At 55.9% G+C, this 24878-nt stretch carries 19 protein-coding genes, 13 tRNA genes and 2 pseudogenes; 30 read left to right on the top strand and 4 right to left on the bottom strand.

Annotated elements, in window-relative coordinates; genetic code table 11:
* Positions 1-4: 4 nt before the first annotated feature.
* The 21 genes from FKP33_RS24490 to FKP33_RS24390 all read left to right on the top strand — a co-directional run bounded on the left by FKP33_RS24490 (position 5) and on the right by FKP33_RS24390 (position 8907).
* Positions 5-80 (top strand) — tRNA-Val (locus FKP33_RS24490).
* A 21-nt stretch (positions 81-101) separates the two neighbouring features.
* Positions 102-178: transfer RNA gene (locus FKP33_RS24485), tRNA-Met, on the top strand.
* Between the two features lie 44 nt (positions 179-222).
* A tRNA-Asp gene (locus FKP33_RS24480) sits at positions 223-299 on the top strand.
* 78 nt (positions 300-377) lie between these two features.
* A tRNA-Thr gene (locus FKP33_RS24475) sits at positions 378-452 on the top strand.
* Positions 453-469: 17 nt separating this feature from the next.
* Positions 470-545 (top strand) — tRNA-His (locus tag FKP33_RS24470).
* A gap of 8 nt (positions 546-553) precedes the next feature.
* Positions 554-625, top strand: a tRNA-Gln gene (locus FKP33_RS24465).
* Between the two features lie 27 nt (positions 626-652).
* Positions 653-728: transfer RNA gene (locus tag FKP33_RS24460), tRNA-Lys, on the top strand.
* A gap of 22 nt (positions 729-750) precedes the next feature.
* Positions 751-825, top strand: a tRNA-Gly gene (locus tag FKP33_RS24455).
* A gap of 77 nt (positions 826-902) precedes the next feature.
* Positions 903-977 (top strand) — tRNA-Gly (locus FKP33_RS24450).
* 9 nt (positions 978-986) lie between these two features.
* Positions 987-1066: transfer RNA gene (locus FKP33_RS24445), tRNA-Leu, on the top strand.
* Positions 1067-1076: 10 nt separating this feature from the next.
* Positions 1077-1153, top strand: a tRNA-Pro gene (locus FKP33_RS24440).
* 9 nt (positions 1154-1162) lie between these two features.
* Positions 1163-1236 (top strand) — tRNA-Gly (locus FKP33_RS24435).
* A 4-nt stretch (positions 1237-1240) separates the two neighbouring features.
* Positions 1241-1317 (top strand) — tRNA-Arg (locus FKP33_RS24430).
* A gap of 311 nt (positions 1318-1628) precedes the next feature.
* Complete coding sequence (gene bioD, locus FKP33_RS24425; RefSeq protein WP_127610036.1) at positions 1629-2384, top strand: dethiobiotin synthase; 756 nt, start codon at positions 1629-1631, stop codon at positions 2382-2384.
* A 36-nt stretch (positions 2385-2420) separates the two neighbouring features.
* Positions 2421-3413, top strand: a complete 993-nt coding sequence (gene bioB / locus FKP33_RS24420) for a biotin synthase BioB (protein WP_141336599.1) — start codon at positions 2421-2423, stop codon at positions 3411-3413.
* A gap of 11 nt (positions 3414-3424) precedes the next feature.
* Positions 3425-4633, top strand: coding sequence for an 8-amino-7-oxononanoate synthase (gene bioF / locus FKP33_RS24415; RefSeq protein ID WP_141336598.1), 1209 nt, complete (start codon positions 3425-3427; stop codon positions 4631-4633).
* A gap of 2 nt (positions 4634-4635) precedes the next feature.
* Positions 4636-5439, top strand: a complete 804-nt coding sequence (locus FKP33_RS24410; protein ID WP_181410268.1) for an alpha/beta fold hydrolase — start codon at positions 4636-4638, stop codon at positions 5437-5439.
* Positions 5417-6283 (top strand): malonyl-ACP O-methyltransferase BioC, encoded by an 867-nt coding sequence (gene bioC / locus FKP33_RS24405; RefSeq protein WP_141336596.1) that lies wholly within the window; start codon positions 5417-5419, stop codon positions 6281-6283. Before FKP33_RS24410 ends, bioC begins: the two co-directional genes overlap by 23 nt.
* 121 nt (positions 6284-6404) lie before the next feature.
* Positions 6405-7163 carry a 2-dehydro-3-deoxy-D-gluconate 5-dehydrogenase KduD gene (gene kduD / locus FKP33_RS24400; protein ID WP_141336595.1) on the top strand — a complete coding sequence of 253 codons (759 nt, stop codon included), beginning with the start codon at positions 6405-6407 and terminating at the stop codon, positions 7161-7163.
* Positions 7164-7168: 5 nt separating this feature from the next.
* A complete protein-coding gene (locus tag FKP33_RS24395) occupies positions 7169-8146 on the top strand; it encodes a sugar kinase (protein ID WP_141336594.1) in 978 nt (325 codons plus the stop codon).
* A 98-nt stretch (positions 8147-8244) separates the two neighbouring features.
* On the top strand, positions 8245-8907 hold the full coding sequence (locus FKP33_RS24390; RefSeq protein WP_127610024.1) for a bifunctional 2-keto-4-hydroxyglutarate aldolase/2-keto-3-deoxy-6-phosphogluconate aldolase: 663 nt from the start codon (positions 8245-8247) through the stop codon (positions 8905-8907).
* Between the two features lie 167 nt (positions 8908-9074).
* Here FKP33_RS24390 and FKP33_RS24385 read toward each other — a convergent pair whose 3' ends face one another.
* The 4 genes from FKP33_RS24385 to FKP33_RS24375 all read right to left on the bottom strand — a co-directional run bounded on the left by FKP33_RS24385 (position 9075) and on the right by FKP33_RS24375 (position 16967).
* Entirely contained in the window at positions 9075-13625 is a 4551-nt protein-coding gene (locus FKP33_RS24385) for a glutamate synthase-related protein (RefSeq protein WP_258313547.1), read from the bottom strand.
* 506 nt (positions 13626-14131) lie between these two features.
* Positions 14132-15514 carry a glutamate-1-semialdehyde 2,1-aminomutase gene (locus tag FKP33_RS24380; protein ID WP_141336592.1) on the bottom strand — a complete coding sequence of 461 codons (1383 nt, stop codon included), beginning with the start codon at positions 15512-15514 and terminating at the stop codon, positions 14132-14134.
* A 66-nt stretch (positions 15515-15580) separates the two neighbouring features.
* Positions 15581-15718, bottom strand: a complete 138-nt coding sequence (locus tag FKP33_RS27350) for a hypothetical protein (protein ID WP_155615694.1) — start codon at positions 15716-15718, stop codon at positions 15581-15583.
* A 214-nt stretch (positions 15719-15932) separates the two neighbouring features.
* Positions 15933-16967 carry an LCP family protein gene (locus FKP33_RS24375; RefSeq protein WP_141336591.1) on the bottom strand — a complete coding sequence of 345 codons (1035 nt, stop codon included), beginning with the start codon at positions 16965-16967 and terminating at the stop codon, positions 15933-15935.
* 159 nt (positions 16968-17126) lie between these two features.
* Here FKP33_RS24375 and FKP33_RS24370 point away from each other — a divergent pair, with 159 nt between their 5' ends.
* The 9 genes and pseudogenes from FKP33_RS24370 to FKP33_RS24330 form a co-directional block, all read left to right on the top strand.
* On the top strand, positions 17127-18179 hold the full coding sequence (locus tag FKP33_RS24370) for an ABC transporter ATP-binding protein (RefSeq protein ID WP_127610016.1): 1053 nt from the start codon (positions 17127-17129) through the stop codon (positions 18177-18179).
* Positions 18172-18966, top strand: coding sequence for an ABC transporter permease (locus FKP33_RS24365; protein WP_127610014.1), 795 nt, complete (start codon positions 18172-18174; stop codon positions 18964-18966). Before FKP33_RS24370 ends, FKP33_RS24365 begins: the two co-directional genes overlap by 8 nt.
* A 7-nt stretch (positions 18967-18973) precedes the next feature.
* Positions 18974-19759 (top strand): ABC transporter permease, encoded by a 786-nt coding sequence (locus FKP33_RS24360; protein WP_127610012.1) that lies wholly within the window; start codon positions 18974-18976, stop codon positions 19757-19759.
* A 175-nt stretch (positions 19760-19934) separates the two neighbouring features.
* The gene (gene bcp / locus FKP33_RS24355; protein ID WP_054798026.1) at positions 19935-20405 is read left to right on the top strand and encodes a thioredoxin-dependent thiol peroxidase; all 471 of its coding nucleotides are present in this window, start codon (positions 19935-19937) and stop codon (positions 20403-20405) included.
* Between the two features lie 147 nt (positions 20406-20552).
* A pseudogene (locus tag FKP33_RS28790) lies at positions 20553-20645 on the top strand (hypothetical protein); the annotation flags it as partial.
* Positions 20646-21060: 415 nt separating this feature from the next.
* A complete protein-coding gene (locus FKP33_RS24345; RefSeq protein WP_127610010.1) occupies positions 21061-21348 on the top strand; it encodes a DUF7667 family protein in 288 nt (95 codons plus the stop codon).
* A 496-nt stretch (positions 21349-21844) separates the two neighbouring features.
* Positions 21845-23314 carry a polysaccharide deacetylase family protein gene (locus FKP33_RS24340; protein WP_127610008.1) on the top strand — a complete coding sequence of 490 codons (1470 nt, stop codon included), beginning with the start codon at positions 21845-21847 and terminating at the stop codon, positions 23312-23314.
* 82 nt (positions 23315-23396) lie between these two features.
* Complete coding sequence (locus tag FKP33_RS24335; RefSeq protein WP_127610006.1) at positions 23397-24371, top strand: AAA family ATPase; 975 nt, start codon at positions 23397-23399, stop codon at positions 24369-24371.
* A 13-nt stretch (positions 24372-24384) separates the two neighbouring features.
* Positions 24385-24878, top strand: a pseudogene (locus tag FKP33_RS24330) (hypothetical protein); the annotation flags it as partial.

The raw sequence follows: 24878 nt of genomic DNA, 5'->3' as shown, positions 1-24878 counted from the left end.
GCATGGAGGCTTAGCTCAGCTGGGAGAGCATCTGCCTTACAAGCAGAGGGTCGGCGGTTCGATCCCGTCAGCCTCCACCATGATTGCTTTTTGTTTAACGACGCGGGGTGGAGCAGCCCGGTAGCTCGTCGGGCTCATAACCCGAAGGCCGCAGGTTCAAATCCTGCCCCCGCAACCAATTTTCTTTCGAGGTATGAACCTCGAGAGCGAATAACTTAGTGTGGAGCCGTGGTGTAGAGGCCTAACATGCCTGCCTGTCACGCAGGAGACCGCGGGTTCGAATCCCGTCGGCTCCGCCATTATTTGTTAAGCATAGTCTGAACTATAATATAATCGGTACATCGGATAGCTCGATGATAACCGAAATTTTGTTTTGCGCCGTCGTAGCTCAGCGGTAGAGCAACGCACTCGTAATGCGTAGGTCGGAGGTTCGATTCCTCTCGACGGCACCAGTAGTTTTTAGCCTGTGGCGGTCGTGGCGAAGTGGCTAACGCATCGGATTGTGGCTCCGACATTCGAGGGTTCAATTCCCTTCGATCGCCCCACTACATATTGGGGATTAGCCAAGCGGTAAGGCAACGGACTTTGACTCCGTCATGCCTAGGTTCGAATCCTAGATCCCCAGTTTATTGATTTCTTTGGGTAGCTGTAAGAGCCATTAGCTCAGTTGGTAGAGCACCTGACTTTTAATCAGGGTGTCGTAGGTTCGAGTCCTACATGGCTCACCATTTTGTTTCACTTATCAGGTATGCGGAAGTGGCTCAGGGGTAGAGCATCGCCTTGCCAAGGCGAGGGTCGCGGGTTCGAATCCCGTCTTCCGCTCCATAAACGAATCAGTCACAACCTCGTACTTGATTCGAAAGATGTTTCATGTTTTAATTGATCTCAGTTGTGATTATTATGCGGAAGTGGCTCAGGGGTAGAGCATCGCCTTGCCAAGGCGAGGGTCGCGGGTTCGAATCCCGTCTTCCGCTCCATCTAGACTTGCCGGTATGGCGGAATTGGCAGACGCGCGCGACTCAAAATCGTGAGGGAAACCGTGGGGGTTCAAGTCCCTCTACCGGCACTTAAACTATCGGGACGTAGCTCAGCTTGGTAGAGCACCTGGTTTGGGACCAGGGGGTCGCATGTTCGAATCGTGTCGTCCCGACCATTCATTTAAGCGGGTGTAGTTCAATGGTAGAACTCCAGCCTTCCAAGCTGGTAGCGTGGGTTCGATTCCCATCACCCGCTCCATCAAGTTCCAGTAGCTCAGCTGGATAGAGCAACGGCCTTCTAAGCCGTCGGTCGGGGGTTCGAATCCCTCCTGGGACGCCATTTCATCAACATCGCTTATTATAAGCGTTACGAATCATAAACGTTGTAAATGATCGGATAACCAACTCCACCAAATTAGTTAACGCTAATTTGGTGGAGTTTTTTATTGTTTTCATGGTTACTTGCTTTATTGTACCTTAAGTTCCGCGTTTGGCATCAAGACCGATTCAAGTTGGACCCATGTAAGGGGATGCCGAACACTGTGGAACGATTTTCCTTGATTCCGGGGAAAGGGCAGTGTACAATACGTTTAGTATTAACGTTAACCTGAATTTAAAATTAAAGGTTAACGTAAGTGAATGGAGTACAGGATGAGAAAAGGTCTTTTTGTAACAGGTACGGACACGAATGTAGGAAAGACATGGGTGACGGCGGCCCTGGCAGCCTATACGTTCCGAAAGCTCGGGGGACTTCCGAGCCCAGTAGAAATTTGGAAGCCGGTGCAATCCGGGGTACAACTGGGCGATCCGGATGCCGATAGCTTTCGGCTCGCGTACGGGAGCGGATTGCCGCAAACGGAGCCGGAGACAGTCACGATTACCTTACGGGAGCCTTTGGCGCCTTGGGTAGCCGCAGAACGGGAAGGAAAGACGATCGGATGGGCCGCGCTTGAGTCGGAAGGACGGAGGCGAATGACGGAAGGCGGACCGCTGCTGGTGGAAGGGGCTGGCGGCTTGTTAGTTCCACTAACCGGGGACCGTACGGTTGCCGATTTGGCGCTGGCGCTGGGGCTCCCGCTGCTCATTGTGGCCCGCGCTACGCTCGGGACGGTCAATCACACGCTGATGACGATCGAGTGTGCCCGAAGCCGCGGCTTGGATGTAGCCGGGGTGATACTCAACGGATATGAGGAAGAGAACGATACATCGCTGGTGGACAACGTTCGCATGATTGAAAGGTTCGGCGGCACCTCCGTGTGGGCGACGCTGCCGTGGATGCCGATGGAGCGAATGCTTTCGAACCCGATCGAATGGGGAAAATGGAGGCACGTGTGGACCGAGCTATTAGAGGAGCGTTTGCGCTGGAACGAAATCGGGCGCTTTTTTGAAGGGGAACCGATGGTTTAAGGTTGTTAAGAATTCGAATGTTGAGGGGATATCGAAATGATACAGGTACAAACGGGTTGGAACGAACTGGCCGATAAGGCGATTCGGGGCGAGCTGCTGACGATGGAGGAAGGCTTATCCGTACTGGAGGCGGATGATGACGAGCTGCTAGCGATGATGCAGGCTGCTTTTAGGGTAAGGCGGCATTTCTACGGAAAAAAGGTGAAGCTGAATTTGATCATTAACGCCAAGAGCGGATTATGTCCCGAAGACTGCGGTTATTGCTCGCAATCCATCGTGTCGAAGGCCGGGATAACGAAATATCCGCTGCTGGATAAGAAGACCCTTGTAGACGGCGCACGCAAAGCGATGGAGCTGAAGGTCGGGACCTATTGTATTGTCGCTAGCGGACGAGGGCCGACGGGTAAGGAACTGGATCAGGTGGTTGAAGCGGTTCGAGAAATTAAGTCCGAGATGCCGATGAAGATATGCGCCTGTTTAGGGATTTTGAGCGAGGAGCAGGCACTGCGGCTGAAAGAGGCCGGGGTGGACCGCTACAACCACAATTTAAACACGAGCAAGCAAAATTTCGCCAACATTACGACAACCCATACATATGACGATCGTGTAGATACGGTGGAGAAGGCGAAAGGGGCTGGCATGTCGCCGTGTTCCGGCTGTATTATCGGGATGGGGGAATCGAACGAGGAGATCGTGGAGATGGCTTATGCGCTGCGTGAGCTTGATGCGGATTCGATTCCGATCAACTTTTTGAATCCGATCCCGGGTACGCCGCTTGCGGACACCCGGGAACTGAATCCGCGTAAATGCTTGAAGGTATTGGCATTGATGCGTTTTATAAATCCTGGGAAAGAGATTCGGGTAGCCGGTGGACGCGAAGTGAATTTGCGTTCGCTACAAGCATTAGGGCTGTATGCAGCCAATTCGGTGTTTGTGGGCGATTACTTAACGACGGAAGGCCAAGAAGCGACGGCCGACCATCAGATGATTGAAGATCTCGGGTTCGAGATCGAGCTGTGTGCCCTGTAGGGATCGCCCGAATGAGCAGAGCGGCGTTGGAATGGATGCAAAAGGAACTGGCTTCTTACGAGGAACAAGGGCGCTTGCGCACTTTAGCGGAATGTGAGCCGCTGGAGACAGGTTGGCTGCGGAGGAACGGAGTCCGGATGCTGAATCTCGCCTCCAACGACTACTTGAGTCTGGGAAGCGAAGGCGACGATCTACATGAACCGGAGCAGAGCGCTGCGTCGGATGGCCGGGAGACGGAGAGAGCCCGCAGAAGTACGGGATCGACCGCCTCGCGGTTAATTGTCGGCAATCATCCGGAGTATACGGCGTTCGAAGAGGAATTTGCGGCTTACAAAGGAACGGAGAGCTGTTTGTTGTTCGGCAGCGGATACTTGGCTAATGTCGGCGTGATCCCGGCGCTTGTCGGACGTCATGACGTCGTGTTCGGCGATCGGCTGAACCACGCGAGCCTTGTCGATGGGATCGTGCTTAGCCGCGCCGAGCATAAGCGATACCGGCATCGCGATCTGGATCAGCTGGAGACGATGCTGCGGAGCACCCCGGCAGGCCGGAAAAAGCTGATCGTCACCGATTCGATCTTCAGTATGGACGGAACGGTGGCGCCGCTGTGCGAGCTCGTTTGGCTGAAGGACCGTTACGGCGCTATGCTGATGGTTGATGAGGCGCACAGCGGCGGTTTGTACGGCGAGGAAGGCCAGGGTCTGGTACACGCGCTTGGGCTCTCCGGGCAGGTGGAGGTGCAAATGGGCACGTTCAGCAAAGCGTACGGCGTTTACGGCGCCTATGTAGCCGGCGAACACCTGTTGAAGTCCTATCTGGTGAATGCGGCGCGCAGCTTCATTTATACGACAGCCCTCCCGCCGGACCTTGTAGCCACGATTCGTAGACAGTGGCGGCGTGTGCGGCAGGAAAGCTGGCGCCGACGGGTGCTGCAGGAGAAGGCGGCGATGTTTCGATCGATACTGCGGCAGCACGGGCTGGATACGGGGCAAAGCGAATGCCACATTGTTCCTGTTATCATCGGCGGGAACGAGGAGACATTGCGTATGGCGGAGCGTCTGCAGCTGGCCGGCATTGCCGCTGTGGCGATTCGTCCGCCTAGCGTCCCGGAGGGGACAGCCCGGATACGTTTTACGATCATGGCGGGACACCGGGACGAGGATTTGAGATGGGCGGCCAATCAAATCGTAAAATGCCGTGAACAGGGGGGAGGGGCATGAGGATGGATTCGGCGGAAAGACGTGATCGGCGCGTCTTGTGGATTCATGGTTGGGGTATGTCCCCTCATGTATGGAAGCCGATATCGGGACGGCTAGCGAAAGATACCGAATGGTCTCATCACGAATTCTCATACGCCGGATGCCGGGACGTATCCTCCTTATTCGAAGCACTCGAGCATCGGATAGCGGAGCTGCGGCCCGAGGCAGTGGTTGCCTGGTCGATGGGCGGCTTGCTGCTGCTGGATTGGCTAACCCGTCGCTATCGTGATTCGGATGGCGGAAGCGATTGTAAGCCGGGGGCGCATTCGGAATTAAGGAAACTTGTCTTGATCGGGGCGACCCTGCAGTTCACGGATGCTGATCGCTCCCGAGGGTGGCCTCTGCGAGTGCTGGAGCGGATGCAGGCGAGACTCCGTACACAACCGGAAGACGTGCTTCGACAGTTTGCCGCTTCGATGTTTACGGAAGCGGAACGGGAGGAAGGGAGCGCCCCGGAGTGGCTGCTGCAGCCGGATACGGATACGTCGGCGGAAGGGCTGCAGGCGGGCCTTTCCTATCTGGCCGCGGCGACGGTACGGGAAGCATGGTCCGACGAGCTGCTCCAGCGGCTGGCAGCCGGCTCCCTGCGCGTGCTCTGGATACACGGGAAGTACGATCCTGTGTGTCCGATCGGGGCCATGCCGGAGGCTGCCGATGGTTTGGAACGGGTGGTGATGAGAGCGGGGCATGCTCCATTCTTGACGCAACAGGCAGAATTTTATGAGCGGTTGAGGGGATTTCTGAATGACAACGATAAGGGTGGATAAAAACCGGGTGAAACGTCACTTCGATCGCTATGCGGACGACTACGACCGGAATGCGCTTGTACAAATCGGCATGGGAGACCGGTTATTGGAGCTGATCGAACAGCGAATTTCCCCGGATCGGGTAGGACATATCCTGGAAATAGGCTGCGGCACCGGCAGATTGACTGCTTCGCTGTTGACACGGTTTCCTAAGGCCCGCGTGTATGCGGTCGATCTTGCGCCGCAAATGGTAAGGCTGACGCTGGAGCGCTGTTCGGCGGAAGCGGAGGCGGGTAGACTGGTCGTGGTATCGGCGGATGCGGAAGGGCTGACAGCGGAGCATTTCACAGAACTCCGGCTCCCGGAACAGGCAGATTTGATCGTTTCGAGCGCGACGGTCCAATGGTTCAACGAGCCTGCTGATACGATGCGGGCTTGGCTTCGTATGCTGAAGCCGGAGGGAGTCCTTGCGTTCGCGACGTTCGGACCGCGAACGTTCCACGAGCTGCACGATTCGTTTACGGCAGCGGCGGAATCGCTTCAGGCGGCGGGGCGGCGGCGAGGGCAGCATTTTCTCAGCTTGAGCGATTGGGAGTCGCTGCTGGATGGCGCTTCGGAGGAGGTCACACGTGCGTTTACAGGCGAAGAGACGATGTACGAGCTGCATTTCCGCGACGTTCGCAGCTTCTTGTACAGCGTGAAGAAAACAGGCGCAGGCAATGCCAATCAAGAGCCGGCGGGTGGCGGCGGAATTAGCCGTAAGCTGCTCGCGGCCATGGAGAAAGCATACGTGGAACGTTACAGGGAGCCTGAAGGCATTCGGGCGACGTATCATTTGCTGTACGGCCTGTTCGGGAAAGGCTGATTTTTTATGGCGCGAGTCTGGCAAAATACCCTGATTTCACGTATAATAAGGTCAAGCAAGGGCTCCGGAAGGAGCTTTATAAAGATAAAAATTTAAACGTTTAAACAGGGAGTGGCGAGTGGTGAGCAGTTTGTTTGATTTGACGGGAAAAGTAGCCTTGGTGACCGGAGGCGCCGTAGGCTTGGGCGGAGGTATCTCGCTCGGCTTGGCGAAGGCGGGAGCAGATGTTGCGATTGTGACCAGCAACGATCGTTCACGCGAAGTGCAGCAGCAGATCGAGGCCATGGGCCGCAAGGTACACACGATCGTCGCTAATCTGATGGATGAAAGCGCGTTCGAAGGCATCGTTCAAGAAACGCTATCCGTGTTCGGCAAAATCGATATATTGGTGAACAATTCGGGAATTGTCCGTCGTACGCCGGCAGCCGACCACGCTGCGAGCGATTGGCACGACGTGTTGAATTTGAACCTGAATGCGGCATTCTTCCTTTCCCAGCTCGTCGGCCGCGAGATGATCAAGCAGGGTTCGGGCAAAATTATTAATATCGCGTCGATGCTAAGCTTCCAGGGCGGTATCAACGTACCGGGATATACCGCATCCAAGCATGCGATTGCCGGTGTAACCAAAGCGCTGGCGAACGAATGGGCCAGCAAAGGCGTTCAAGTGAACGCGATTGCCCCCGGTTACATGTCGACTGACAATACCGTGGCGCTGCGTGCGGATGAAGAGCGGAGCGCGCAAATTCTGGTTCGAATTCCGGCTGGGCGTTGGGGAACGGCAGAAGATATGGAAGGGCCTGTCGTCTTCCTAGCCTCGAAAGCGTCTGATTATATGAGCGGTCACATATTGTGCGTGGACGGAGGATGGATGACAAGATAATGAATATGAACAGGTCTACCCAACAAGAACAAATGTTTGTGCCGGAAATTGTCACATTCGGAGAAACGATGGCCTTAATGCTGCCGGAAGACGTTAAAGGCATCGAATATTCCTCTCACTTCCAATCGTTGTTCGGCGGTGCGGAAAGCAATGTCGCGATCGGCGTAGCCAGGCTCGGACATCGCGTTGGCTGGTTCGGCCGGCTCGGCAAAGACCCGCTCGGCCGGATGATTGTGAAGAAAATCCGCGGCGAGGGCGTCGACGTGTCGCGTGCCGAGCTGACGACAGAAGCGCCGACAGGGCTGATGCTGCGCGAAATCATTTTCGGCAAAACGTCGGTATACTACTACCGCAAAGGCTCGGCGGCCAGCCTGATGAAGCCGGAGCAGTTGGACGAATCGTATATCAGCCAAGCCCAGTATTTACACGTCACGGGAATTACGATGGCTTTGAGCGAAAGTGCCCGCGAGACCCTGAAAGAATCGGTTCGCCTCGCCAAGAAGAATGGCGTAAAGGTATGCTTCGACCCGAATTTGCGCTTGAAGCTGTGGTCGCTGGAAGAAGCCCGTGGCGCATTGCTGGAGATGGCGCAGGAAGCGGATTACTTTTTGCCGGGGCTTGATGAGTTAAAGCTGCTGTATGCGACGGAAAGCTTTGACGAAATCATCGGCAAGCTGCGCGAGCTGCCGGGCGTGTCGATCGTCAAAGGCGGCGAAGACGTCACGTATATCGTCGATAAGACAAGCGTGACGGAAGTGCCATATTTCAAAGCCGAGCGTATCGTCGACACTGTGGGCGCGGGCGACGGCTTTTGCGCCGGATTTATCGCCGGGCTGCTGAAAAATTACAGCTTGGCCGAAGCAGTGCGGCTCGGTAACCTGATCGGTTGTATGGTCGTTCAGAACGAGGGCGACTGGGAAGGGATTCCGACCTGGGAGCAGGTCGAAGCGTTCTTGAACAATGAGAAGCATGTGGAACGGTAGGTAGAACGGCAAGTCGGGAGAACGAAGCTTAACCGTAAGCAGGAAGCCTATAAAGAACGAAACTATAGGGAACGAAATTTGAAGGACGGAGACTCGAGATGAAAAAAATTAAACTGCTGCAGCAAATCGTAGAAGGAGGCGTCGTCGCGGTGCTTCGCGGCGATACGCCGGATGAAGTGGTGGAAATGGCCGAGCAGGCGATCGCCGGAGGCATTAAGGTGATCGAGGTAACGATGACCGTTCCGTTCGCGCTGCAAGCGATTGAGAAGCTGGCCAAAACGTATTCGAGCACGACAAGCGACCCGTCCAAATACGCGATTATCGGCGTCGGTACGGTGCTTGATCCGGAAACCGCGCGCGTCGCCATCTTGAGCGGTTCGGAGTTTGTTGTCGGTCCGTCGTTCAACCCGGATACGGTGACACTGTGCAATCGGTACCGCGTACCGGTGATGCCTGGCGTTATGACAATCCAAGAGATCCAGCAGGCGCTTGAGCTCGGCGTTGATGTCGTGAAACTGTTCCCGGGCAACTTATACTCCCCGGGGATGATCAAGGCCATCAAGGGACCGCTGCCGCAGGCGAATATTATGCCGACCGGAGGCGTTTCATTGAGCAACCTCGGTGAATGGATTAAAGCCGGCGCTGTTGCTGTCGGCATCGGCTCGGATTTGACGAGCGATGCGGTGAAGGCGGGCGACTACAGCCTCGTGGCGAAGAAGGCGGCGCAGTACATCGACGCTTTCCGTGCGGCTAAGGCGTAGACACAAGCGACGGCAGAGGGATTTGCCGAAGCAAGCGGGTGCAGTAAAAGTAAACAAGCAGGAAGTTTGAACCGTGGTGACGGTTTCGAGCTCCCTGCTTTTTTGTGTTATAAAAAAAATCCCTCAGCTTTCATAGCCTGAGGGATGGATAGGGTTATGGCAACGTCCTATTCTGTTGCGACCGATTGATCGGCTTGTAAACCGACTGGTGCGATACGAACGAAGCTTGTTTCCAGGTTGTTCAGCAAATGATCCACCTTCGCCGCGGCCTCCGTTTGACCGGAGTTCGCCAGCTCAGTGCGGTAAGCGCCGAGCAGCTCGTTCAAATCTTTGATGCTTTGTGGGCCGATTGGTTCGATTTTTACTTTCGCGCCTTTGGCAATACGACGTTCGATCGCAGCTTCATCGAGACCCATCTCCGGCACGAGGCGCTGGTAAATCACGCCGCCGGTCATCCCTGCGCAAATCCAAGGACCCGGATCGCCCATGACGACGGCGCGGCCGTTGGTCATGTACTCGAACGCAAAGCCTTTCAGGTTGGCGCGGGCGGCAAGACCGCCGAGCTCGTCTTTCAACGGCGTCGTAATTTCTCCGCCGAAGACAACGTCGGCGCCGGAGAACCGGATGCAGGCACGGGTGTCCGCATTGCCTTGAATCAGGAACAAGCCGCTTTGCGCGCCGTATCCGAACGATTTACCGACGGAACCGTTGATGAATTGGTTGTGCTTGCCCGGTGCTTTCAGGATGGCGACTTTACCGCCGAGCGCCATTTTGCCTACGCCGTCTTCCGCACCGCCGTGTACCGTAATGTCGACTCCGCGAGCGTTGAAGGCGCCCAAACCGTTACCCGGTACGGAGCCTTCCGTAATCGCGATGTTGACCGGAGGCAGTTCGTCGTAGCTTCCGTCGAAACGGTCGCGTACGCGATGGCTCGCATAACGGCTGCCGAGAATCCGGGATTCGGCATCGATGTTGCTCCAAGTGCGGTTCACCGGAGCGTCGAAGGAGACGGATTCCGGGAACAAGTCGAGTCCTTCTGCGCCTGCCGCGATACGGATATCGGACGATACCGCAGCCGCCACTTGCGCTCGCGCTTCTTGCGCAGCAGCGAAGGAGAGCGGAGCCGGACGAAGCAGATCGGACAGATCGATGCGATCCAGATGGCTTACTTGTTTCAGCAGGTCGGAACGGCCGACCAGCTCTTGAGCGTCTTTGAAGCCGAGCTGTGCGACGATTTCGCGAATTTCTTCGCCGATGCCGCCGAACAGACGAATGAGCGATTCAACCGCCGTTTCGTATACGCGAGGAACGAAGCGGCGCAGGCCTTTCTCTTCGGCTTCCTCAAGCGAATCGATTTGTGTGGCGATACCGACATGACAGGTGTCGAGATGACAGCCGCGGCAAGTCGTACAACCGATCGATTGCATCGCGATGGAACCGAAGCCGACGCGGTTGGCGCCGAGCATGAACATTTTGACCACGTCCACACCGGATTTCATACCGCCGTCCGACCACAATTCCACCTGGTGGCGAAGACCGGCGTCGATCAAGGCGAGGTGCGCCAGCTTCGTACCGATTTCGGTCGGCAAGCCGACGTGTGTGATCGAGTGAATCCGGGCCGCGCCCGTACCGCCGTCGAAGCCGGACAACGTAATGACGTCTGCGCCTGCTTTCGCAACGCCGACAGCGATCGTGCCGACACCCGGAACGACAGGAATTTTGACGATAATTTTCGCTTTGCGGCCGCTTGCTTCCTTCAGCTCGGAGATGATTTGCGCCAAATCCTCGATCGAGTAAATATCATGGTTGTTGGACGGCGAAATCAGGTCGGAACCGATGGTTGCATTACGGGCAAGAGCGATTTTGGCCGTTACTTTGGAGCCCGGCAGGTGACCGCCTTCGCCCGGCTTCGCGCCCTGGCCGATTTTAATCTCAAGGAACGCTACGGCGTTCGCGAGCTCAACGTTCACACCGAAGCGTCCGGATGCGACTTGCGCGCCGCGCGTCCGTTTGTAACGTCCGAGCATATCCTTGATCTCGCCGCCCTCGCCGTTCATGGTAACCATGTTCAGTCGCTCGCCCGCTTCCGCGTAAGCGCGGAAGGCTGTTTCGTTCTGTGAGCCGAACGACATGGACGAGATCAGGATCGGCAGATCGTGGCCGCCGATGCCGATGTTGACTTGCGAAGGATCCAGCGGCTTGCGCCCTTCGGCGTATGCTTTCTCCATATCGAAATCCGCAACGTGACGGATGGAAATCGGATTTTTCTTCTCTTCTTCGCGAAGCTTGTCACGGTAGTCGCTGTAAGGCGCCGCGCCGGAGGCTGCGTCGCCGAGCGCTTTCCACATGCGCTGGAAGAAACGGAAGTTCTTCGCCGCTTTCGCTTTCGGGTTGGCGAAATCGTTGTAACGGGCTTCGGCGTCCGCTTCAAGCTCGGCAAAGCCGGTGCCTGCTTTGTCGCTGCCCAAGTAGTTGACGATGTCGAGCACTTCCGCCAGTTCCGGCTTCAAGCCGATCGACGAGAAGAAACGGGTGTAACCGCGCAGCTCATGCGTACCGATCGTGGAGATGACTTTCTCCAGACCTTTCATCAAAGCGGTGAATACTTTGCGAGCGGCCGGCGCACCGTTCTTGGCGGATGCCGTCGCGAACATCAAATAAGGAGACAATACATCCGCACCGAGTCCACAGGCTACGGCGATGTCATGCAGGCTGCGAATCGCGGCGCTGCGCAGCACAAGCGTCGTCTGGCGGCGAAGGTTGTCGCCATAGCCGAGCTTCTCGCCGCGAAGCGCGATATCGACCCTGGATACCGCAAGGTGCGGATCCATCCACAGGCGGTCGTTCTGATGCGCCTGGCTGTCGTCCAGGATAAGCAAGGCTGCGCCGTTCTTAACGGCGGTTACGGCATCAGCGGCAAGCTGATCCAATGCGGCTTGCAGCGAGGTGCCGCGGGCGAATGTCGTCGACAGCGTCGCTACGGCATTGCCGCCTTGCGCTGCGAACATTGCCTTTAATTGCTCGAAGCTAGGCTGCTTCAGCTCGGTAAGAGAATCTACGCCGTTGCTGCCTTCCAGCACGACCGGATACAGCAACTCCATGCGCAGGCGGCTATCCGGCTGTCCGTATACTTTCGGACGGGGACCAACGACGATGCGCGTGGAGAAATGCTCCATCTCGCGGTCACGGTCAATCGCCGGGTTGGTGACAACCGCGACGCTCTCTTTAATATAATCGGGAATGTTCACGCGCTCCCAAGCCAGCGCCGCATGAGGGCTGTCATGACCCAGGGAACGGATCGGCTCCGCGCCGGTTTCGGCGGTCGATTCGATCATCTGGATCCCGTCGCGGTCCCAGCCGAAGGCGCTGTACAGCGAATCGGTAGGCGTAACGTCGGCGGATTGCTCAGCTTCGACAGCCGGAATTTCGTTATTCAAATGTTTGCGAAGGCCTTCAAAGCCGATGCGTTGTTTAGCGCGTTCCAAGACAATGCTCTGCACTTCATGGTAAGGAATCACCTGCACATGCTCGCCCGGCGTCAGGACGACGCCGATTTTCTCGCCCGGGGCGATCGGCTTCGGCTCGGCCACCATGTCGCCGACCGTAATTACGCCTTGCTCGGAAGAGAAATAGAGGGACGTGTCGCTTTCGACCATCCATACCGGACGAAGACCGAGCGCGTCTACGCTGAAAATGCACTCGTTGCCGTAACGCGATACGATGCCGGCCGGCCCTTGAGCATAGTGGCCCCATGCTTGGCGATAATAAACATACAGATCCTGCATTTCCGGACGGAACTGCTTCATCTCGTTCAAGATCGGAGGGAATACGATTTCCATCGCCTCGAACAAGCTGATGCCGGAACGGTGAATGAACGTTTCAATCGTCCGGTTCATGTCCTGGGAGTCGGAGCCGCCGTCTACGAGCGGAACACCGACCATGTCGGCTTCCAGACGCATCTTCTTCACCGTGTTGATCTCGCCGTTGTGCCCGAGAAGCGAGAACGGCTGCACGCGGAAGAAGCTGGATTGCGTATTAGTCGAATACCGGTTGTGTCCGATCGTTACTTGCGCCGCGAACAGCGGGTCGCGAGTGTCGTTATAATATTTGGGAAGAATGCTGGCCGCGCCCATCACTTTATAGGCGGCCGTCACGTTGCTGAGCGTGGCGACGTGCACGTTATACTTGGCTTCGATCGCTACGTGAAGTTCGAACAATTGATCGGCGACCTTCACTTCCTGCTTGTCGCAAAGTCCGGCGATTTGCCAGAAGGTTGGCTCGTCGTTACGGCCGTTCGGACCGAGCACGCTGCTGTCCACTTGATTTTCTTGCTCGAGCAAGATGTTTACTTGGAATTGCGCGAACAATTCGCGGATGCCCTTCTGCATATCGGCAACAGAAATGTCCAACTTACGCGGAACGAAGATATGACCGACGGAGAAACGTTCATCGTAAGCGAGCTTGCCGTCCAAACCGGCATCCGTCAGCTTCTTTTCCCACAGTGCGCGGGGAATATCGGTCAAAATCCCGCAACCGTCGCCTTCACCGTTAATAAACCCGGAGCGGTGCTCCATTTTAACGAGAGCGTCGATCGTCTTTTGAATGTTATCGCGGGATGGATACCCGTCTTTCTCTACAATACAAATGATACCGCAGCTGTCATGTTCCGTAGCGAGCAAATTCTGAAAGCGGCCCTCATCGCGCATTACTTGGTTCATTCTCGTGGTCAGCAGGCTGACCTTCACCTCCCATTAATTTTGTTGCCAGCATTCGTTCTGAATAAGAAGGCTTGTCATGCATTGAAAAAGAAAGCGGACAACCGAGCGGCAGAAACAAATGAATAAATATACATTTATACTGCATAAATGAGGTGTTCGGCGCTTTCTCAATCCACTGGAAGATAGACTCAACAGGGCAATAATAAAAAAATAAATGTGCCCACGTCCACACAATGAGCGCATATCTTCTGGGCTATCACGGCAAAAACCTCACATCTGGTGTTACATTTAGCCGATTTTTTTGAATTGCAAAGTAGTAATAGAATACCACGAAATCGAATGTGAGACAATAGAACATTGCACCTTTCGACAAGATGTAAGCGTTATCTATTTTGCATAATTGGTGAATAAAGGGAAATTTCAGATAAAATTAAAAAAACGATTAAAAACGAACGAACTATTATCGTAGACTGATAATAGTTCGTGATTTGGGTGATAAATGGAATTTATTGTGAAGCCTGCCGGCGCTGCGTTTGCGCCATCGCTTCAAAAGCGCGATCCGCTGCTTCCAGGGTTGCACGGACATGATCTTCCGTATGGGCCGTCGTCAAAAACCATGCTTCGTACTTCGATGGCGCCAGACATATGCCTTGCTCAAGCATGAGTCTGAAAAATAGGGCGAACTGTTCGCCGTCCGTATCCTGAGCCTCATCGTAGTTCGTCACGGGGTGGGCGCAAAAGTGCGTCGACAACGCACCGCGAATGCGGTTCACGGTTAACGCGATGCCATGTGCGTCGGCAGCTTGAGCGAGTCCGTCTCCGAGCATTGCGCCCAAGCGGTCGAGCCGCTCGTAAGTGCCCGGCTCTTGCAGCGCTTCGAGGCAGGCGATGCCCGCCGAGATCGAAGCCGGGTTACCGGCCATCGTGCCCGCTTGATAAGCGGGTCCGAGCGGTGCGACCTGCGACATGATCTCGGCGCGGCCGCCGTAAGCGCCGATCGGAAGGCCGCCGCCGATAATTTTGCCCAGCGCGGTCAGGTCGGGCTCCACGGCGGCGAGATCGGTCCCCTCCGGTAAGCCCGCAAACGTCTGCGCCGCTCCGTAATGGAAGCGGAACGCTGTGATGACCTCGTCATAGATGACGAGGGAGCCGTTGCGGCGTGCTGCGGCGCATAATCCTTCGAGGAAGCCGGGCTTTGGCATAACCATCCCGAAATTGCCGACGATGGGCTCGACCATGACGGCAGCGACGTCGCTGCCCCAGCGGGAAAGAGCTTCTTCCAGCGCCGGCACGTCGTTGAACGGTACGGTAATCACCTCGTGCGCGATGCTGTTCGGAATGCCCGCACTATCCGGAATGCCGAGCGTGGAAGGTCCGGAGCCGGCGGCCACGAGCACCAAATCGGAATGTCCATGGTAACATCCGGCGAACTTGATGATTTTATTCCGTCCGGTGTAGGCGCGCGCGACGCGAATGGTTGTCATGACGGCTTCGGTGCCGGAGTTGACGAATCGAACCTTGTCCATGGAAGGGATAGCTTGTTTCAACATCCGGGCGAAGGTAATTTCCAGTTCCGTCGGCGTCCCGTATAACGTACCGTTCTCGGCGGCGCGGCAGATGGCGGCGGTCACGTGCGGATGCGCGTGACCCAGAATGATCGGCCCGTAAGCGGCCAAGTAGTCGATGTATCGGTTATCGTCCGCGTCCCAGAAATAAGCGCCTTGCCCGCGCTTCATAAAGACGGGGGCGCCGCCGCCTACCGCCTTGAACGAACGGGACGGGCTGTTGACGCCGCCGACGATGTGCTCGAGCGCTTCACGGTATAATTCTTCCGAATGCGGACGTCCGGCTGTTTGCTTGAACAAGTTCGGTTCATTACTAGTTGACATGATGAATTCGGGAGCCTCCTTAATGGGAACAGGTTATTGTTCATGTAAATCGACCTGCAGGATTGATTACGGTGTAGTGACGGCATGACCTGCAATCCGGATGCGATCGCTGCCGGGTGACAGGCACGCCCGGCAGCGCCGCGCGGATAGCTGGCCGTGAAACGGCTTGCCCATAGAAGCATCGATAACATGGATGCTTGGCATGCGCCAAACCTCCGATCGGTAAAGTTTGAATTATTATATCGAAATAAGCCGCACAATCCAAGGTAAACTGTTCCGAGGACGCAAAACCATACCGCTATAGGCGCGCGCAGCCGGGCCGAGTGAAGAATAGCGGAACTATCATGCGCTTCGGCTGTAGGAGCGAGCCATACAAAAAACCAGGGCTCTAAGGCCCCGGTCAGGTATTCCGATCCTGCTATTTCTTCGCCGCGCTGCTGCTGCCGGCAGCTTTCGCTGCTTCCTGCGTCGTATTTTTCTCCGCTGGCGCGAACGGGTCGCGGTCTTCAAACACGGCTTTGACGAACTGCTGCAGCTTCTGGGTGTTCGCCGTGATCACTTCCGCGCCGCCTACGCGCTTCTCGACTAGCAGCTCTGTCGGAGGAATTTGCTCGCTGGACATGCCCTCGGTTTTCGCCTCGATGGCGAGCGTCCCCAGCTTCAGCATGTCGGTCGTGGTCAAATTCGTCTCGATGTACGGATCGATGCTGTTAAGAATCTTCGGCATGCGGATAAGTGAGCCGGTCGTTTGCATTTTTTGGGCGACCGCCGTCATAAACTTACGTTGGCGCTCCGTCCGCGAGAAGTCGCTGAGCGCGTCATGGCGGAACCGGACATATTGCAGGGCGGTTTTGCCGTTTAACTGCTGCACGCCTTTTTTCAAATTAATATCGAACTCGGGCTCCTCGGAGTCCCGGTACTTCATGTCCTTCTCGACTTCGAGCTCGATGCCGCCGATCGCGTCGACCAACGCGATAAAACCTTGGAAATCGGTGTATACATAATATTGAATCGGAATACCGAGCAGATCGCTGACGGTTTTCATCGCCAGGTTCGGACCGCCCGTAGCGACCGCGGTATTAATCCGGTCGTTGCCGTGACCGGGCACTTTCACATAAGTGTCCCGAAGAATCGAGAACAGGTACGCCTTCTTCGTCACCGGATCGATCGAGGCGACCATCATCGAATCGGAACGCGGAATTTCGTTCTTCTTCAAGCCTCGCGAATCTCCGCCTAAGATCAGAACGTTCACCCGCTGTTTGCCTTCCCATTTGGGAGGCGCGTAGGCTTCGGCTCCTCCCGTCTTCTTTGCCGTGAAGCCCGAAAATTTTGTCGTTTCCGGCGTACTTTGGATGTTCTTGGCAAAGGTAAGGAAGCCGTATGTATAATAACCGATAGCGATGAGTAAAAGAACAAGAATGCCTGTAAAAAACCATTTGATCTTGCGTGCCATGGAAAAATCGATCCTTTCCTGTAGTTTCGGTCGCTTTTCCTCTTCTTGCGGTTCGTGTATCATATACGGGTATAGCTTGTGAAAATTTCTCTTCATTATACCGGGTTTCGCTGTAAAGCTGCAAGCTTCGGCAATTTCTGACAGGAGGCTAACATTCCAATGTCGCTCGCTATAGACGTGCATGAGCTGCGCAAAGAATTTAAGGTGCAGAAGAATCGCGAAGGGCTGCAAGGTGCTCTTCGTGATTTGTTTAAACGAGAGTACACCCAGGTTCGTGCGGTTAAAGACATCAGCTTTCAAATTCCTCAAGGGGAGATTTGCGGCTACATCGGGGAGAACGGTGCAGGGAAATCGACGACGATTAAAATGCTGACCGGCATCCTCGTTCCGACGTCCGGCGATATTCGCGTCAACGGCTACGTCCCTTATCAAGAAAGAGAGGCGTTCGTCCGCGGCATCGGCGTCGTGTTCGGCCAGCGCAGCCAGCTCTGGTGGGACCTGGGCGTGGTCGAATCGTTCCAGCTGCTTAAAAAAGTGTACCGCGTTCCGGACAACGATTACCGGATTCGGATGGATGAGCTCATCGACAGGCTCCAGCTCGGCGATCTGCTGAACCGTCCTGTGCGAAAGCTCAGCCTCGGGCAGCGGATGCGCTGTGAGCTGGCGGCTTCGCTTATTCACAATCCGTCCATCCTGTTTCTGGATGAACCGACGATCGGCCTTGATATTGTCGTGAAAACCGAAATCCGCGAATTCCTCAAATCGCTAAACAGCCGGTTCGGTACGACCATTCTGCTGACAACGCATGATTTGCAGGATATCGAAGCGCTATGCTCCAGAGTTATCATGCTCGACGACGGCAACATTATTTATGACGGCGGTCTCGAGGAATTAAAGGAACGCTGGGGGAAAGGCAAAGAAGCTGCGTTCCGCTTCGCCCAACCCGTCACGCTTGATCAGTTAGAGCTGCTGACCGCCGGACTGGACGTCCAATGGAAGCTTGAGAACGAGCTGACCGCCAAAGTGTGGATTCCGCATCAGTTGGCGAACGTATCGGAGCTTCTCGGCCGCGTGGTCGGAGTGGTCAACATCGAGGATATCAAAATATTCGAAACGAATACCGACGACATTGTCCGCGAGATCTACAAATCCGGTTCTTCGGAAGTAAAGCGTGAATGGACCCGGGAACGGGAAGGGGCCGTTCATGCTTAACGCGTATTTGTATATTATCCGGATACGCTTCCTGATGATGCTCGCCTACCGGGTCAACTACTTTAGCGGGATCATTATCTATGCGTTGAATATCGGAGCATACTACTTCCTGTGGAAAGCGATATACGGGAGCAAAGAGGTGCTGGGGGGCATGACGCTTACCCAGATGACGACGTATGTCGCGATCGGCTGGATGGCACGGGCGTTCTATTTCAACAATCTCGACCGGGATATTGCGAACGAAATCAAAGACGGCAGTTTGGCCATTCAGTTCATTCGTCCTTATAATTATATGGTTGTCAAAATGATGCAGGGTCTCGGCGAAGGCTTGTTCCGTTTATTGATGCTGTCCACGCCGGGCATGATTCTGGCGTCGCTGTTGTTTCCCGTGCAGCTGCCGACCGATCCGAAGCTGTGGGCGGTTTATTTGTTCATGCTGCTGCTCAGCTTCCTGATTAATTCACAGATCAATATTATGACCGGGTTAGGCGCGTTTTTTCTTGAAAACAACGAGGGCTTGATGCGGATGAAGCGAGTGGCGGTCGACTTGTTCTCCGGACTCGTCGTGCCGATGACTTTTTTCCCCGGTTGGGCAGAGAGCGTCTTGCGGTTTTTGCCGTTCCAGGCGATTACGTATTTGCCCGGCCGGGTGATTACGGGAGCGGTAACGGGCGATGCCGTGTATCACGGCTTGCTGATCCAGGCGGGATGGTTTGTGCTGCTGTTAGTGCCGCTTTACTTCCTTTGGCGCAGCGCAAGGTCGCGTCTGTTCGTACAGGGAGGGTGAGGGACGAATGTTCTATGCAGGGCTGATTCTGGGTTATTTGAAAAACTATTTCAAAACGCGTCTTACGTATCGTTCCGACTTCTGGATCGAGCTGTTGTCGGATTTGATGTTTAACGGACTGAATTTAATTTTCATTCTGATCATGTTTACGCATACCGAACTGATCGGGGAATGGAATGAGCAGCAGGTGCTGTTCATTTACGGTTATTTTATGATGGCATCAGGCTTGTTTAACACTTTCTTTAATTTGTGGAATTTTAGCGAGCGCTACATCGTCAAGGGGGAAATGGACAGGGTGCTGACGCGCCCGGCGTATAATCTGGTCCAGCTGGTGCTGGAAAATATGGACCCGCCGTCCTTATTCAGCTCCCTGGTCGGGTTCCTCATCATGGCATATACCTGGACGCAGCTGGGCCTTGGCTTCACGTGGTCGGATCCGTTCGTGCTGGTGCTGCTGGTCGTCGGCTCGGTTATGATTTATGCCGGCATTTACATTTTCTTCTCGGCGCTGTCCTTTTTCTCGGACGCTCCAACCGGGATTACCGCGCTGCTCTACAATCTGCAAAACTATGGGCGGTATCCGATGACGATCTACAACGCCGTCATGAAGTTTACGCTGACGTGGGTGCTTCCGTTCGGCTTCGTCGGGTTTTATCCGTCCGCCTATTTCCTGGACCGGGCGAATTGGGGCGGCTTCGCGCTGCTCACCCCGGTTGTCGGGGCCGTCTTCTTCGTTACCGGCGTTTGTGTCTGGAATTACGGCGTGAAGCGGTACCGCGGGGCGGGATCGTAAACGCCATCTGTTCAAGGCCGGGCGTGTAATCCTGGGGCGATTCCGCCAAGCTAATGATGAAAGAGGCCAAGAAGTACGTGGCGTTCGATAGGAGTCAGGCCGTTACGCTTGTCAAAGCGGATGGCCAAAATGTATAATGCGGCGCAAAACCTAGTACCGTCAGGAGAGGAATTCAATGGCAGAATTGCAGATCGGACAAGTGGTTCCCGACTTTACCTTAACGGCAGGCAGCGGGGAAACCGTTACGCTCAGCCAGTTCCGCGGCCGCAAGGTCGTGCTTTATTTTTACCCGAAAGATATGACGCCGACGTGCACGGAGCAATCGTGCCAATTCCGCGATTATAACGAACAGTTCGCCAAGACCGGTACGGTCGTGCTGGGCATCAGTCCGGACGACCTGAAGGCGCATCAGAAGTTTGCGGCGAAATACGAGCTGCCGTTTCCGCTGCTGTCCGATCCGGATCATCAAGTGGCCGAGAAGTACGGGGTCTGGGCGCTGAAGAAGCTGTACGGCCGCGAGTATATGGGCATTGTCCGCTCGACGTTCCTGATCGACGAAGAGGGGCGGCTTGTGCGGGAATGGCGCAAGGTGAGGGTCAAAGGCCATGTGGAGCAGGTGCTGCAAGCGGTGAAGGAAACGGTGTAACGGAAGAGAGAGCCGGTATTACTCTGTAAGATTAGCTTTAGAGGTTTTTACTTGTAAATTAATGTGTTGTATAGAATGTTACACATTTAACATTATAGAAGCGAAAACTGATGGTATTGATACCAAAGTTTTCGCTTACGAGGAGTCGCTGTAGGGGAGTTTCACCCAAGAATGTCCATTGAAGCAATAGCGAGGACCATCATTTCATTTATTGACGGCATTACCTGCGATGCGATGTAAATGGATATCCAACAATTACAGATCGATAGCCAGATAGAAGTGATCATCTTTTATTTGCAAAATGTGCTTGGAGTGAAAGAAGAGGAACTTGCTTAAGAGACACAACAGCATCGCTGTGTTCGGCATCGGCTAGTCGAGCGGAGGCTGGGCCTGCTGCAGCATGTTTCCACGCAGGGTGATACGCCGCGAAACTTCGCGCTGACGCCGGACGGCCGGTTCTTGGCGGCGCCAATCCGAACACCGGCTCCATCTGACCTACAAAGTGCGCGCTTGACGGGACGCTGGAGCCGACAGGTCATTCAATTGGAGCGCCAAGCCGGTTTGTATCTAATTCCGGTAAACGGCAGCCTGTCTAAAGAAGCGCGAATCCGTCAACACTGGGAAGGCAAGCAAATTTTTCGGGAGAGTGAGAAACATGCTGCCTTTTCAAGTTCGGATGGCCGAGTTGTGGACGCTTCACCAAAGCCGGGAATTAACGACCGATGAGTCGAATGAGTTGACGATGTGCCTGCAGGCGAATGCGAACTATGCCCGCAAGCTGAGCGAGCTGCACAATTACATCTACGCAGCGTCGCTGGTCGGCGACAAGACATGGATGGATGAGCTGAATACGAGAGCGGCCCTCATCGATCAGGAGTTCCAGCTTCATCTTGCCGCGTGGAAGAATAGCAGGTTTGGCAAAGGTCAGCCGGGGCAGCCGTAAGGGGTACGGCGGTCGCAGGCGCATCTACGCAAAGAACAAGTATGCATGAAACCGCAGGGAGGCCGAGGCCTTTCTGCGGTTTTTTGGCGTGGGAGCGGGGCGACGGGGGCCTTAGTGCAGGTTCGGCATTCCTTGGAACAACAGGCGGTAGTGAAAAGGCCGCGAACCCGGCAACACGGGTAGAGCTGGTACGAAATAGCAGAACGCTGGATAGCTTATTCCGCCGTTTTCGACGTGTAGACGGTCCTCGGTGGCGCTCGAATAATAAGGCTCTGAAGGTTCGTTATTTTTCGATGATGCGGGGAAGGAGGGACAATAGCGGATCATAGTTCCTCTATGCGCTTCTCGAAGCAAACCGGTAGGACGAACTGGCCGGAGGCGCCCATAATCACAAGAGGCAATCTAGCGAAGTTTCGCGGCGCACAGGTCTAAATGCTAGGCTCCCTCCATATATTCTAGTAAAACGAAAGCCCATAGAATATACGGAGGGATTCAAATGAAGCGGGTAACATCGGCTGAACGCACCAGCAGTAGAAACAGCATCTTGCATTCTTTCTTGACCGGAATACTGGTCCTCGCCATATGGCTATCGGCCGCCCCGCAAACGTTCGCCGCCGCCCCGCTGACCGCCAAGGAGGCGGACGAGGTGTTCGCCTCGCTCTCCTCCGGTAAACGTGTAGAAGCGGAAGAGATGTCGTACCGAAAGCCGGAAGAGCCGACCGTCTACTTGACGTTCGACGACGGACCGAGCGCCTTTACGCCGCAGGTGCTGGATGTCTTGAAGGAGGAAGAGGTGCGGGCCACCTTCTTCGTCTTGGGCGAGCAGGCCGAAGCCAGACCCCATGTCGTGAAACGAATCGTGGAGGAAGGGCATGCGATCGGGAACCATTCGTATAACCATGTATATAAAGAGCTGTACTCGAATTTCGGAGCGTACTGGGAGCAGCTGCAGCGAACGGAACAAATTTTGTTCGATGCGACGGGCGTTAGAACGCCGCTCGTACGTGCTCCGGGGGGAACGGCTGGCAACTTTGATGCGTTTTACTTTTATTTGTTGAACCGCGGCGGATATTCCGTCTTCGATTGGACGATCGACAGCGAGGATGCGCGCAAGGCGGGTGCGACCGCGGAGGACATCGCGCATACGGTGGCCCAAGGTCCGTTCCGGCACGAGGTGACCGTCTTGATGCATGACGGACCGGGTCATGAGCAAACTTTGAAAGCGCTGCCGAAAATTATCAAATTGTTTAAAGATCAAGGCTACCGGTTCGCTCCGCTTTCGACGGAAGTGAAGCCGGCGCAGTTTGGCGTGAGCAAAGCCAAATGGCAGCGTGGAACGTCGTGGAGCGCCTTTCAACAGCAGCTGCAGGCGGTGGAGGAGCACCGCCCGGTTTGGGCGGCAGCCGGGAGCGTGGCGGAAGAAGCGGGCGCAGGCTCGGAAGTGAAACCGGCCCCTGAGACGGCGCTGGCGTCCGGGGGGATTGCAGCGGGAGGCCCTGACCAGTTGCGTCTTCGGACGGACTATACGACCGTGGATTTCCGGCGGGACGGCTTCCTCTTTCGGGAAGAGCGGTTCATTGTTCCACTGCGGGAGCTCGTCCAGCCGCTGGGAGCGGAGGTAGTATGGGAGCCGGGCGCGCGGACGGCGGTCGTTCGATACGGGAGCTCCCGGACGGAGTACGATTTAGCGAACTGCGAGCTGCGGGTTTATCGGGAGCAGCCGCAATGGGACCCTTCCGGGCATGAAGCTGTAACCGTCATCCCTCTGCCTGAAATGGAGCTGCGAGAGGGCTCGTTATATGTGCCGCTGCGCAGCGCGCTGGAGCTGCTCGGCGCGCAGATCGTCGCTTACGAGCCGGAGACGGACGGGCATCCCGCCACGGTCCGGGCCACCTTCCGGCAAGGCTTGCCGCTCGAACTGGGGCGGCTGTGGGCGGCTGCGGCGAAGCGTTCGGTTCCCGTCTAAAATCTCTGAAATTCGGCAATACTGGATTCATAGGATTCCAAGTCTATGAAGACTATGAGCCGCATTTTAGGAGGTTATAAACATGATGTCGTCCTCATCCGTAACGGATTCTCCCGAAGCTTTGCTTGGGCGTATCGTATATCAAGTGGAAAAAGTGATTGTCGGCAAACGGGACGTGATCGAGAAGCTGCTCGTCGCCCTGCTGGCCGGCGGTCATGTTCTGCTCGAAGACGTGCCCGGCGTCGGTAAAACGATGCTCGTCCGTGCCTTGGCGCGTACGATCGATTGCGGGTTTACACGCATTCAATGTACGCCCGACCTGCTGCCCTCGGATTTGACGGGGGTATCGATTTATAATCAACGGACAGCCGAATTTGAATTTCGGCCGGGTCCACTGCTCGCGCCGATCGTATTGGCCGACGAGCTGAACCGGACGTCGCCGCGAACCCAGGCGGCTTTGCTGGAAGCGATGGAGGAGAAGCGGGTGACGGTCGACGGGACGACGTATCCGCTGCCGGAGCCGTTCTTTCTGCTCGCGACGCAAAATCCGATCGATTTCGAAGGGACGTTCCCGCTGCCGGAGGCGCAGCTGGACCGGTTTCTCCTCAAGCTGCGATTGGGGTATCCCGAGCCGCGCGACGAGGTGGAGATGCTGAACCGGATGGAGGATGCGTTTCCGCTCACGCACATTCGGACGGTCGTGCTGCAGGAGGAGTTCGCCCAGCTGCAAAAACAAGTGCGTGCCGTGCACGTCGACGAGACGATCAAGCAATATATCGTGCAGCTGACGACGGCGACCCGTCAACATCCGGATATCGCCCTCGGGGCCAGTCCGCGGGCGTCGATCGCGCTGATGCGCGCCGCCCAGGCGGAAGCGTTCCGCTGCGGACGCGGTTTCGTGATTCCCGACGATATTAAATCGCTCTGCGTCCCGGTGCTTGCGCATCGGATCATGCTCGGAGCGAATGCCTCCATGGCCGGGAAGAGCGCCGACACGGTGATGGGCGACCTGCTGGCGGCGACGCCGGTGCCGGTTCGCCGCCATGCGGCCGGTTGAGAGGCGATCCGCGATGCGAAGCTTAATCGGACTTGTCGTGATTGGAGCGGCCGCCGGCGTCTGGGCGGCGACTTGGGGCGGCCGCACGGCCTGGTTCGCGCTGGGGGTGGCCGTCTTGCTGTGGATCTACGGGCTGCTAGTCTACCTGTCCGTTCGTCGGGGAGTCCGGGTGGAGCGGTTGTTTCTGGGTCCGGAACATACGTTCTCTAACCTAGGGGCCAGAGAAACGAAGCCGGTTGAAGCCGGGTTGCTCTATGTATTTACGGGGGAATCGCTCAGCTTCGCGTATCGGGTATCGCTGCCTGCGCGCGGTCTGCCCGGCGTCTGGCTGCGTTTCGAGGAGCGCTGGGTGCATACCGGCACCGGCGAAGCTGTGACGCTGTGCGCTTACGCGCCGGCGGGCTTCCGCGGCGAGGCGCGCTTGACCAGCCGGCTGGCGGGGCTAGGCCGGGGCGTCTATGCCGCCGCCGACGACGAACGGGGTATCCGCAGCAAGACCGAGCCGTG

Origin of the sequence: Paenibacillus sp. tmac-D7 (assembly GCF_006519665.1) — a bacterium.
Taxonomy (GTDB): Bacteria; Bacillota; Bacilli; order Paenibacillales; family NBRC-103111; genus Paenibacillus_G; species Paenibacillus_G validus.
Note: the sequence above shows the minus strand (reverse complement) of the source record. Positions and strands in the feature narration are given on the sequence as shown.